The organism is Acidobacteriota bacterium, assembly GCA_016208495.1.
Taxonomy (GTDB): domain Bacteria; phylum Acidobacteriota; class Blastocatellia; order Chloracidobacteriales; family Chloracidobacteriaceae; genus JACQXX01.
Genome location: JACQXX010000007.1, coordinates 22,709 through 34,793, shown reverse-complemented (window position 1 = coordinate 34,793; position 12,085 = coordinate 22,709). Strand labels below are relative to the sequence as shown.

Here is a 12,085-nt window from a genome sequence, read left to right as displayed (position 1 = left end):
AGGAGGGCAGGGTTCAAAACAGTAGTCACTTTGTCACCTTGTCACTTTGTCATCTAGTCATCTTCAGGAGCAGGTAGTGGCTGTGTCGTGGCGGCAGATTCAAATTCAGAATCTGGAGGTGTCGTGGCAGGAATTCGGTAGCCTTCTGTCACCCATTTGCCAAGATCAGCCATCTGGCAGCGTTCAGAGCAAAATGGACGAAAAGGATTATCCTTGAAAGTTGTTTGTTTACCGCAATTTGGACATTTCATAGGCAATTTTAGGGTTCAGAGTTCAGGGTTCAGGGTTCAGGGTTTTCGAATAAATGTCATTTTGTCACCTTGTCACCTTGTCACCCTCTCACCTTGTCACCCTCTCACCTTGTCACCTTGTCACTTTGTCACTCTGTCACCTTGTCACTCTTCCCCCTGGCTCATCCGGTTCAGGCGGCCCTGGATTTCATCAACCAGCTCCCGTGATCGGCGCAATGCGTCTTCAACCGTTCGCACGAGGTTTGTCACAGCCAGACCTTCGTCTTCGAGGTTGACACGGGTTTGACGGTCGTTGAGCGCACGGGCGGCGATTTCCTGTTTAAAATCCTGGATCAGCCGCTGCATCTGCAGATTTAACTCAATCAGTTGCCCAAGCGTCGGGTGACGATCCTGACTCCCAGCCGTCGGATAGCGTCCAGTAGTCAGTGAACTGCGCATCAACCGGGCACTTTCCATCCGGAGTCGGGCCTGCTCCATGCCGTAGAGTTCCTGGAACTTGTTGTGAACAATGACATTGATCAGGATGACTTCCGTCAAAATGGACGGTGTATAAAAAGATTCGCCCAGATCAATTTTACATTGACGCAGTTGCGTCACCAACCGACCATCAATCAAGGTGTTGAAGTTGCGGACCTCGGAAACGGACTTTGCCAGGCGGCGCAAGCTGGTCAGGGTGGCTTCCTGGATTGAAGCCGGTGGGTAGTCAGCCGCATTTCCAGGAAAGACTTCTTCCAGGACCTGAGGTGTATTTTCAATCGCCGACATCACTTTTGTCCCATGCTCAGTTTGGGTGATGTAGGTGCAAAGTCGCGTCGCCAGTAAATCCAGTTTGTCACGATCCTGGCCATCTTTTGGAATTTTCGTGATGTAAAACCGGACAATTTGATGCAACAGTGAGCGATCATAATTTGGCACGCGCTCGAAAAACCGCCGGAACATTGCCGGCGGCAACTGGTTGTCAATCATCGAAATTTCAACCCGTGCCTGGTTGAGTTTTTGAGCTGTGTCCTGTAGCCCAGGCATCGTCACCACTTCCCGTGCGGAACGCCAGTTTTCCATGCGCTGGTACAGCTCCATCATATCCACGGTCAGCCCGCGGTCAGTCTTTAACATGGTAGCCTGTAAGCTGGCAAAAAACTGATGCATGGTCCACAGCATTGAAAATTCAGAGACCAATCGCCGTGGGTGGATTTCGTAAGGGTACTCTTCGGTCATTGTGTAGGGTTCAGGGTTTAGGGTTCAGGGTTTAGGGTTTAGGGTTTAGTTTGGAAAAGGACGAAAAGGACGAAAAGGACATACATTCGAAAACCCGGAACCCAGCCCAGATGACCGAATGACACGGTGAGAGGGTGATGTCTTTCATCCCTCATCCCTCATCCCTCATCCCTTCTGAAAACCCGGAACCCGGAAGCGCGGAAACCGAATGCTAGTCGCCGCTCGCCGCCTGGGTGCTCTGGCACAACGCCAGGACTTCTTGATCGGTTAAAACCCGGTCAGATTGCTTGGCAACGTTGAAAATTCGTTCGACCAGTTCGGGATCAGCCGTGTAGCCACGATGTTCTAGCCAATAGACGACATTGGACTTGCCGCTCATTGGGCCGATTTCGATCTGTTGTTCCAACCCAAATTGATGCGCTGGAACACCAGAATAAATCAAATTCGCCAGCGTGTGGTCTCCCTTGCGGAAGGCTTTAATCACCGCCGCCGCGTGAACGCCAGTCGCGGTCCGGAACGCATCGCGGCCAAACACCGGATAGTTATAGGGAAGCGGCACCTGGCAGGCTTCAGCAATGGTTTCACAGTATCGTTTCAGCATCGAAAGGTCGCGGTTGATGTATCCCATCAACTGCAAATTGACCAGAAGCTGATCCATCGGTGTATTTCCGGCTCGCTCGCCAACTCCCAAACCGGCGCCATGCACTCGATCAACCCCGGCTTCAACCGCTGTCAATGAGTTAATCACATCGAGTCCCCGGTCCCGATGACCGTGCCAGTCAACTTTAATGTCCTGACCTGATTCGGCAACGATCTGTTTGACGAAATTGACCAGGGCTCGTACGCCGTGGGGTGTGCTATGGCCGACCGTATCGCACACACAGATGCGATAGGCACCGGCGCGAATGGCCGTGGTATAGAGTGCCCGAATCGTGTCAGGATGCGCCCGCGTCGTATCTTCGGTGACATACATCACCGGAATACCATTCTTGACAGCAAAGCTGACGCCTTCCTCAGTCAATTTGAGCATATGATCAAGTGACCAGTTTTCGGTGTACTGTCGCACGGGACTGGAGCCGATGAACATGGCGGCTTCAATCGGGGTCCCAACTTTATTGGCGATGTCAATTATTGGAATGATATCGGCTTTGGCGGTTCGGCAGGCGGCATTTGGACGAATCTTCAACCGGTTTTCGACAATCTCAGTTGTGAGACGGGTCACATCAGCCACGGCTCGTGGACCGGCACCAGGGAGCCCAATGTCAGCCGTGTTGATACCGAGCGCTTCCATCAAATGCAAAATCTCAATCTTTTTGTCAATTGACGGATCAGTTACCGAAGGGGACTGTAACCCATCGCGCAGGGTTTCATCGTCGAAATCAACCGTCCGAGTTGGTGCGGTGATCCCAACAGTGTTCCAGTCATAAATCAGTTCATGAAACTGGTCTTCCTGGGCGGATGAAGGAATGGATGCTGAATGGTGAATACCCTCTGACATAACAACCTCTGGGTGGAATAAGTAGGTCTGAACAGATCAAGTATCAAGCTTGAATTTACAGCCGAATTAGTAAAAGTCACCAATGCAAAGTAAGTCAACAAGTTATAGAGAATTGGCCCAGGTGCTGGGAACCAGCTCGGGAATGAAACACTCACCAAAATTCCTTGTACCTGGCGGTTGTTTGATGTGGGATGTCCGGCTGCAATCGAATTGAATACTGTCTGCATTGAACTCGTTTCATCATTGAAAGTCAACCACGGTTGAAGTTCAAATCGAACTGCATTTCCGCAGTTTACAGGCTGGCACCCCCAATTGGCCTTCCAACAAACACCTCACTTTAAAAAATTTCCCCCATTTCGCCGCCACCTTCAACCCCATCACCAGCGGATCTAAACCAGATACCAGCAAAAAAACTGCAATTCCTGGCCAGCAAATGGTAGACAGCGCCAGCCGGGCGTGCCACAATAGTCCCAAAGTCAAATTTTCATGATTGATTCACTATAGACCCGGAGGTTTAGCTTACATGTCAGAAGAAACGCAGAAGACCTATCACGCCGTCGAAAATAATGGAGTCGTGACGGCGGTTTGGGAAATGGTTGGACGGAGACACGTTCGTACAATTGACCCTCGCAGCCAGGAAGGCAAAGCATTGCTGGCCCACTACACACCAGCCGCCGAAGCCCAACCAGCCGTCGAAAACCTGGAACAAATGGCCACCCACGCATAGGTTCTTCGCTCTACCACGTACCATCAGGCAGGAATTCGCTTCTATTGAAGCGATCCTGCCTTTTTTCTGCCTGACTGAACACGAAAAAACTCGCCATTTGACACTGGGCGAGTCTTTCTATTTTTAATGCCGGCAGTACCAGCCACAGAGGTCGCTGGCCGTTGCGACTACTCATCTTCTTCATCAATTTCGCCGTCTTCGTCAGCCCCTTCGCCTTCAGCCGATTCAAGCGTCATTGAGTTATCAACCAGATAATTGATCCATTGCCGGTTGCTGCCAAGCAATTTTGCCCCAATCCCCTGGGATTGAGTGTCATCAGCATCCCGGACCCATACCACTTCAAGTTTGGCAATGGCGTGAGAGGCATCTTCAGCCGAATACAATCGCAGGATATTGCCAATTACCAGGGGCTGGGAGGTGCGAATAAACACCCCACGGCGGGTCATGTTTTCCGCCATCGTCCGTTCGGCATATGCCTTGCCCTCCGCATTTTTCCCTTTGATCAAAATTGGAATATTGATATGAACCCGTGCTTGTTCGTCAGTGACATATTGATTTGATCGCATACAATCCTCGCTGTGGGATAAAGCTTTTAATTACGGTATGTTGTATTGGAAATCAAGGTGCAGGACAGTTGCAGGAGCGGAAACGACGCGGAGTGTACCACGATGTCCCACAGTCGCAAAAGAAGATAAATTTGAGCGAAATAGTGAAATAGCGAAATAGTAGCGAGTAGCGAGTAGCGAGTAGCAAGTAGTTTAAAACCTCGGGTTCCGAGCCGAAACCAAGGGATGAGGGATGAGGGATGAAGAAAATCCCTTGTCACCCTGTCACCTTTTCACTCTGTCACTCTGTCACCCTGTCACCTGTCACCTTGTCAGGTAGCAGATTGGCTCAGTTGACAATACCCAATCATCTTATAGAGCAGTCGTGCCCCGACGTTGGCATCCCATTCATCCCCCTCTGGACCGGGGGCAACTTCATTTAAATCAAATCCGACAATTTTTCGACCTGAGCGGGCAAGAGCGGCAATGAGGGCGACGGCTTCTTGAAAACTCAGTCCGCCCGGAACGGGTGTTCCAGTGTGGGGACACAGGGCTGGATCCAATCCGTCAATGTCGAAAGAAAGATAAACCTCGGCTGGGAGCGGCACGATGATTTCTTCAATCAATGATTTCCACGAGGCGCCTTCAAATTTGCGTGCCGCCAGATGTTCATCAAAATGGGTCACGATTCGTCCATTCGATTGCTGAATGAACTCCAGTTCCGCTTCGCAGAAATCACGAATTCCAACCTGCACCAGCCTGGAAACCCCTGACAGTCGGGTCACAACGTTGTGCATAATCGAAGCATGCGACCAGGTAAACCCTTCATAACTGTCGCGAAGATCAGCATGAGCATCTATGTGCAAAATCCCAAGGCCCGGAAAACGCTCGGCATACGCCTGAATCGCTCCGAACGGCACCGAGTGATCGCCACCGACAATGCCAGCAATGCGACGTTCATCCAGGATGTCACGGGCAATTTGATACACCCACTCGTTGACTTTGGCGCTGTAGTCATTGACCTGTGCCAGACACTCAGCCAGCGTCGCGTCATCCAGATCTGGGCCTTCCTGGATCACCTGTTGCGCAATTGGTTTGGCCGCCTGGTTGTACTCACCAATCAGGTCCGGGTCCTCAAGCATAAAGATTCCGGCTTCATACGGACGCCCCGTTCCTAAATCAAATAAATCAACCTGATAACTTGCCTGGCGAATGGCTTCCGGCCCCAGCGAAGTCCCACCACGATAAGAAGTTGTCGCCTCATAAGGCACCGGGACCAAAATAAACCGGCTGTCATCACGGGTGAACGGCAGCCCAAAAACACCAGACCCTTCGACCGCCGCCGCATTGGGATCAAACATTGGATGGAGTGACATGGTGAATGAAGAATTGAGAATGAAGAATGTGGTTAGTGGTTAGTGGTTAGTGGTTAGTGGTTAGAAATCAATATCTTCGAAGCACCAAACACCAGTTTTTCTTCAGCCCGATGTCTTCAGCCCTTAGCCCGATGTCTTCAGCCCTTAGCCCCCAACCCTCAGCCCCAAATCGCTATTGCCGCTGTGGTGTTCGGATGAAGAGTTCCACCACGTAGTCGTGCAAGTAGTTGAACAACAAATGCTGAAACCGCCAGCCATAGCGAGTATCAGCCAGATCTCGATCAGTAATAAGAAAGGTATAGGGCTCGCAGGAATTTTCAGATTTCAGGCGAATCTCCACCTGAACCCCGTTTGGCGCCAGTTCCGCTATAAAATCGAACAGTGGGTGTTCATACTGGCTGAGTTCGGCACGGATTTTTTCGAGGCTGCTCAGATCAGGAGTGGGCAACAACGACATTGTTCTCTTTGGCTATTTCTCAATTAAGCCGTGCTCAATCATATATGCCTGAAGATATTTAGCGAAATCGTCAGCTTCATTTTCTTCAATCAGTTTATGATCAAGAGGGATTTTCTTATGAAGGAGATTTTTTGCCTTGATGTAAGCTGGCCAATGTTTTGCTTCACGGGGTTGACCAAGTAATAAATATAAAGTGCCTATTTCTGGATGTCCTTCAATTGCTGTCGCATCCCCTAATAGGTGTGTGGCTTTCGTCTGAATGCGGCTTGCAGTGGTATAATCCATTGAAACTGGTTCTAAAAGATGCCAGCGTTCGTTTTTAAAGGCATGGTTATATCTCAAGGTTATATCATCTGTGGTTAAGGTGTATGACGATAACCTTTTATGCAAATTGAGATTTGTTAGCGAGCGATTATAAGTTATCCAGACGTCTTCATCTGTGCGGGTCTCAGCCTTGGTGATTGGGCACTGTGAGGCCACCATTCGTTCAAAGATCTCATTCAGTGCTGATTGTGGGTCTGATGTAATACCCGACCAACTCTGCCCAAATTGAAAACTCAATCCCTCATCTGGCCAGATTTGGGAAACAATTCCGGTCAGGTTGGTTGGGACATTGTGAATTTCAAATAGTCCCATTCTTTGACATCGAAGTTGATCTTTTACCCTTTCCAATGCCTGTTCAAATTGACACAGTGTTGCCTTGTAGTGCTCACCGTCAAATTCGATAAAGGTTTTGGAAAGACGATGATAGCGGTGCTCAAACTTGACATCCAAAAAACGGACCGATGGTGCCCACAAAATAACGCCAATGTTTAGAGATTCACCCACTGCCGGGTCATGAACGTACCGAATGATGCTATAGGTATATGAAAGCTCGCTCATAACAGGCTCCTCTGTAATTCCATCTCAAACTGAGGGGCATGAAGTATAACCTCAAATACATGAGTTCGCACTCTCTCTGCAAAATCTTGCCAGTTTGGGACCAGTACTTGTGCCAGTTGATCAAAATGATGTTCAGTAAGAGATTGAAGGCGTTCGATAAATGGTTTCCAATCAATATGTTGATTCTTTCTCAGTACGGGATAGAACAAGTGCTGAGGGGCAATTCCATGCGTTGATACTTCCCAAGGGACGAGCTGTTTTCCGAGTAGCGGATACAAAAAACTGAAGCAAAGTTCGAAGTCAAAGGCGATCAAATCACCAGAATGAATCGCACAATTCACTTTGTTAGGCCGACGATCTGGGTTTTGGACTAAAAGGTCAAATGCGTACAAAATTACGGCTTGTTGTATCTGGGTATTTGGCAAATCAACCCAAGGAACCACAGAAGTTAAGCCTCGGGCAAGGTATTCACATCCAACACCTTGCCCAGGTGATAAATTGATATTATTCCCGACAACACTTGGTTTTGTGGCTTCGACAAAAGCTTGGTTCAAGGTTACCAAAGCAGGCTCAGGTGTTTTAAGCCCTAATTGACGCCCAAGCAGATTCCCAAAAAGCTCAGAAAATAAACCTTGATCTGTTACGTCTGGATGCCCAGGTGATTTAACAACGAACAACCGACGCTCTGACGGTTTTGGGGCTTGCTCGTTGTTGTCACCAAAAGCCTGAGAGGAAACATATTCACATTCAATGACCAATGGCTTGGTCCGTCCGGTTGTGAGTATCTTTTCAAGCCGTTGAGCTTTCCAAGTGTGTAGCACCCAACAATTCCTTTCATAACTTCTTCGCTTTAATTATCCGATAGCACGACCTGATTGGTGGTTTTTTCCCGTTCCAGGTTGGCCAGCAGAAACTCTTTATTGCGAACAAGATCGGCAAAGTTGGTGACGGCCATCTCGAAGATATGTCCGTGTTTAATGGCATCTTTCGGACAGGCTTCGACACAGTATCCGCACAAAATGCACCGGCCATAATCAATGTTATAGACTTTGGCAAACCGGTTTTCGATCCCTGGCCGATCTTCATACGGACGCAGGTCTTCGGTCGCTTCGATGTAAATCGCATCCGCTGGACAGGCGGCTGAACACAGGAAACAGGCCACACACCGTTCCTTGCCATTTTCATCTCGGGCCAGGTAATGCTCTCCGCGATAGCGCGGAAAGACTTCAACCGGCACATCCGGGTATTCACGGGTCAGTTTCTTTTTCGGCACATAACTCAGCGTGATGGCCATTCCCTCGACGGCTGTTTTAAGAATTTTTACAGCATCAACGAACTCAGCAATAATGGACATACCAGTTCCCCACTTCTCCAAAGGCTAAAGAATGCTTCAAAAACAATTGATTCGAAAGAGCATATGGTTCTTTCGTACCACGTCAGGGCTGCCCATGGCGAACAATTTCACGGCCTTTTTCGAGTAATTCGCGATCCCACACCATCCCGGAACGCGAGTACACAGCCAGTTCAAACTCCTGGGTCAGTTCAATGCAATCCGTTGGGCAGGCTTCCACACACAGATCACAGAACATGCACCGTGATGTGTCATAGACATAGGTTGTCAAGACTTTTTTCTTGCGCCGCTTGTCGCCGTCCTGGACTTCGCGGTTGGCTGAGCCAACATGAATGCAGTTTTCCGGACAGGCCAGCGCACACAGGTTGCACGCAATGCAGAGCGTCTCGCCCGTCTCAGGGTCCAGGTTGAGGCGCGGCGCGCCTCGAAACCGCTCGCTGACACGTGGACGCTCTTCCGGATAAAACTCGGTGTAAACTCCGTGGAGCGGGTTTCCGCCCTCACGTTTTTCAAGCAAGGACTTCAGGTTGTATTTCATCGTCAACCGAAATCCGTTGATCAAATCAAGCAATAAAAAGCGGGCAATCAGTTGCTTCCAGTTTGGTCTCAGGGCTTGCATATTGAAATCCCTCCACCACAAACGGCACGTTCCCCAGGCACGATGGAACCCCACTGCGCATTTTTTCTATAAAGCTGTCCTGGATATGGCTAAAGTATAGAATTGACTTATGGATCAGGCAAATTGGGTTCCCGCTTGAAGGGGCGTTGCGTCCACTTTACCTTCCAGTGCCGGTTCGTGCAAGTCACGTTTTCGACCAAGCAGAAGACCGGACAATGCAAAAAAATAGAAATTTAAATCGGCATAGTATCCGCTGGCCAGCAACAAACCGGGGATCCAGTAGGCAAACCAGATCGTCACCAACAATTGCCCGGCTTCACGCACGGTTGCCACCGATGATTGACTCATCAAATATCCTTCCACCAGGAGCAAAAGAAACGCCGCGACATAGAGTGTGCCGGCAATGAGACCTAGTTCAGCCCAAATCGCCAGTAAAGTATTATGGGGGCTATTGCGTGGGGTTTCGCCGTGGACGGTCGGATACTTTCGGTTATAGTCATCCTCATTATAGTAAGTCCGGTTGTATTCATCCGTGTAGCGAGTCAACCCGACTCCCGTCAGCCAGTTATCTTCAAACATAATCCAGGCTGCCTGATAGGTTGCCAGCCGCGTATACAAATTGTCTGGATTGGCCACTCGTTCCTGAAAAAACGAGGTTTCGGACAAAACCAACGTCCCGCCAGCCAGAATACCGCCGACCACCGCCGAAGCAATGACCAGTTGCCGCCGGCGGATGGTGGTCCCAGACCAGAGCGCCGGCAATAACATACATCCGAAAGCGGTTGCCCAAACAGCTCGAAAGAGCGGCAGGGTACTCGCGCTCAAAGCCAGCAGACTGGCGGCCTGACGAATTTTCCGCAGAGTTGGGGAGAGCGTAACGGGTGAGATTCGCGGCCAGTACCACAACCACAATCCAATGAGCAGCGAAACCAGGGCATAGGAATGATCCGCCAGAAAGGGGCCATTGACGCGCACCATGCCTTCCCGATAGAGATTTCCCCCAGCATAGACCATGAAATCCTGATGGGTGATCAGTTCGACCAGTCCAACCAGCGCCAGAAACACCGTCAACCCACTCAATGCCAGAACCGACCCATTTCCAAGCTGTTTGATATCAACACCTTGCCGGGCAATAACGAAAACAGCCAGGGGCAGTACAAACCCGTCAATTCCAGTTTTCCAGGCAAAGAGCTGACTTCCTCCCCGCAGACTGAGATCAAGGATGACAAACACGGCAAACACGGCCCAGGTTATTTCAAACAGTCCGCACCGGAATCCACCGGGCACGCGCCGGGCCGAAGCCTCGCAGAGAAAAGACAGTATCAAACCGGCAATCATCAGTCGGTCAAAGGTAACCACCGACTTTTCCCAGGGAAAGCGTGCCCAGAATGAAAGCAGCGGCGAAGTGGCCAGCCAGGCGAGAAAGAGCGGGGTCGTTCGGCCACGTGTGACCACCAAAAGGGCAATAAACAGCAAAAAACCAACACAGGGTTCCAACATCAGTGTTTTGTTCCAGATTGCGAATATGACGACAAGTTGAGCAGAGGAAAAGTGCCGACAATTTGGCACACCCTAAATTGGACAACTGGTTGCCAGCCTCTGTCAAGAAAGACCTTGTCCAGCCTTTTAAACGTAAAATCCAGAAGCATTTGGATAACCTGAGTCAGGATAGGATTGACGCCGTGGGAAGCCAACCCCATGCTTGCATCTTCGGTGGATTCTGGTGTACCGTTTGGCTGCCAACTCTTCATCATTTCGGCTGGATCCCCATCTTCAACTCAAAAATGCATAGTGAATCGAGCCAGGAGGACTTTCTCGCATGACGTACTTTGACTTGCCTCCAGTTATTGAACGGATGCTTGCCGTTGACGACAAAATCAGCGACCTGAATTTCTCAGTCGGGCGTCCACCGCAAGTGGAAATCAATGGGAAGCTTACCCCGGTTGAGATCAAGGGCCTGCGCAGCCTGACGCCCTATCAGACCGAAATCATCGCGATGTCGTTGATGGGCGGAAATCAGGAATCAGCCGAGAAACTGGTCCATACCGGGTCAGTTGACTTGTCGTTCAGTCTTCCCTCCCGCACTCGCTTTCGCGTCAACATCTTTTCCCAACGCGGTACGCTTTCAATCGTGATGCGCGTCATTCCGACCGATATTCCCACGATTGAATCCTTATTTTTGCCGCCTCAACTGGGTGAAATCTCTCATTTGAAGAATGGCATCGTACTTCTGACCGGACCAACTGGAAGTGGAAAATCTTCAACATTGGCGGCCTTGATTGACAAAATCAACCGTGAAAAGTTTTATCACATTGTCACGATTGAAGATCCGATTGAATTCCTGCATTCGCACAAAAACTCCACGATCAATCAGCGTGAACTTGGAAGCGACACACCAAGCTTTTCTCTTGCACTCCGTGCGGCGTTGCGGCAAGCCCCCAAAGTCATCCTGGTTGGGGAAATGCGCGACCTGGAAACAACTGAAATTGCCCTTGAAGCGGCTGAAACAGGCCACCTTGTGTTCTCGACGCTCCACACCACTGATGCCTCCAAAACAGTTGACCGTATCATTGGTCTTTACCCGAAAAACGAAGAACACGTCATCCGCGTCCGTCTGGCACAAGGCTTCCGTTATATCATCTCCCAACGTTTGATTCCACGGGCTGATGGCAAAGGCCGAATTGCGGCGGTGGAAGTCCTCAAAGCGACCCCACGTACCCGCGAATATATTGAAAAAGGTGAAACTGAAGGCAAGAGCCTGCTTGACGCCATGAATGACGGGGAACTCGACGGCATGCAACACTTTGATCAAGTGATCGAACGCTATATCCGTCAGGGCATTATCAGCCAGGAAGATGGCGTCGCCTTTTCCACCAACCAGAGTAACCTGATGCTCCGGCTGTCTGGCCTTGGAGCTTCAGACGACTTTATAGGCAAAGGCGGATCGGAAATCCAGCGCCAGCAACGTGAGCGTGAGAGTCAGGCGCGACCAGGAATGGGCGGCTTTAATATGCCATCAACCGGCGCCCCAGACCGAAGCAGCACCCGAGCCATTAAGACCAATTCCATTTTGGATATGATCGAACGCTAGAAATCCAGGGTTGAGGGTTTTCGAATTTATGTCCTTTGAGTCCTTTGAGTCCTTTTTGTCCTTTCCCTCTTTT

The 12,085-nt window shown here is 50.0% G+C and carries 13 protein-coding genes; 2 read left to right on the top strand and 11 right to left on the bottom strand.

What is annotated here, in order from left to right:
- Window positions 1-53: 53 nt before the first annotated feature.
- The 3 genes from HY774_01170 to HY774_01160 form a co-directional block, all read right to left on the bottom strand.
- Complete coding sequence (locus tag HY774_01170) at window positions 54-251, bottom strand: DNA gyrase inhibitor YacG (GenBank protein MBI4747073.1); 198 nt, start codon at window positions 249-251, stop codon at window positions 54-56.
- A gap of 144 nt (window positions 252-395) precedes the next feature.
- Window positions 396-1,466: a hypothetical protein gene (locus tag HY774_01165; GenBank protein MBI4747072.1), complete on the bottom strand. Its 1,071-nt coding sequence runs from the start codon at window positions 1,464-1,466 to the stop codon at window positions 396-398.
- Window positions 1,467-1,677: 211 nt separating this feature from the next.
- A complete protein-coding gene (locus HY774_01160) occupies window positions 1,678-2,964 on the bottom strand; it encodes a 2-isopropylmalate synthase (protein ID MBI4747071.1) in 1,287 nt (428 codons plus the stop codon).
- 523 nt (window positions 2,965-3,487) lie between these two features.
- Here HY774_01160 and HY774_01155 point away from each other — a divergent pair.
- The gene (locus HY774_01155; protein ID MBI4747070.1) at window positions 3,488-3,691 is read left to right on the top strand and encodes a hypothetical protein; all 204 of its coding nucleotides are present in this window, start codon (window positions 3,488-3,490) and stop codon (window positions 3,689-3,691) included.
- Between the two features lie 167 nt (window positions 3,692-3,858).
- Here the strand turns inward: HY774_01155 and HY774_01150 are convergent, their stop codons facing one another.
- The 8 genes from HY774_01150 to HY774_01115 form a co-directional block, all read right to left on the bottom strand.
- Window positions 3,859-4,257, bottom strand: a complete 399-nt coding sequence (locus HY774_01150; GenBank protein ID MBI4747069.1) for a hypothetical protein — start codon at window positions 4,255-4,257, stop codon at window positions 3,859-3,861.
- Window positions 4,258-4,568: 311 nt separating this feature from the next.
- Window positions 4,569-5,612, bottom strand: coding sequence for an agmatinase family protein (locus tag HY774_01145; protein ID MBI4747068.1), 1,044 nt, complete (start codon window positions 5,610-5,612; stop codon window positions 4,569-4,571).
- 172 nt (window positions 5,613-5,784) lie between these two features.
- Window positions 5,785-6,069: a hypothetical protein gene (locus HY774_01140; protein MBI4747067.1), complete on the bottom strand. Its 285-nt coding sequence runs from the start codon at window positions 6,067-6,069 to the stop codon at window positions 5,785-5,787.
- 12 nt (window positions 6,070-6,081) lie between these two features.
- Complete coding sequence (locus tag HY774_01135; GenBank protein ID MBI4747066.1) at window positions 6,082-6,951, bottom strand: DUF3037 domain-containing protein; 870 nt, start codon at window positions 6,949-6,951, stop codon at window positions 6,082-6,084.
- Window positions 6,948-7,772, bottom strand: a complete 825-nt coding sequence (locus HY774_01130; GenBank protein ID MBI4747065.1) for a hypothetical protein — start codon at window positions 7,770-7,772, stop codon at window positions 6,948-6,950. The genes HY774_01135 and HY774_01130 overlap by 4 nt, the downstream gene beginning before the upstream one ends.
- Window positions 7,773-7,801: 29 nt before the next feature.
- A complete protein-coding gene (locus tag HY774_01125) occupies window positions 7,802-8,245 on the bottom strand; it encodes an NADH-quinone oxidoreductase subunit I (protein ID MBI4747064.1) in 444 nt (147 codons plus the stop codon).
- Between the two features lie 142 nt (window positions 8,246-8,387).
- The gene (locus tag HY774_01120; protein ID MBI4747063.1) at window positions 8,388-8,921 is read right to left on the bottom strand and encodes an NADH-quinone oxidoreductase subunit I; all 534 of its coding nucleotides are present in this window, start codon (window positions 8,919-8,921) and stop codon (window positions 8,388-8,390) included.
- Window positions 8,922-9,035: 114 nt separating this feature from the next.
- A complete protein-coding gene (locus HY774_01115) occupies window positions 9,036-10,421 on the bottom strand; it encodes an O-antigen ligase family protein (protein MBI4747062.1) in 1,386 nt (461 codons plus the stop codon).
- 319 nt (window positions 10,422-10,740) lie between these two features.
- Here HY774_01115 and HY774_01110 point away from each other — a divergent pair, with 319 nt between their 5' ends.
- Window positions 10,741-12,012 carry a PilT/PilU family type 4a pilus ATPase gene (locus HY774_01110; protein MBI4747061.1) on the top strand — a complete coding sequence of 424 codons (1,272 nt, stop codon included), beginning with the start codon at window positions 10,741-10,743 and terminating at the stop codon, window positions 12,010-12,012.
- Window positions 12,013-12,085: the final 73 nt, after the last annotated feature.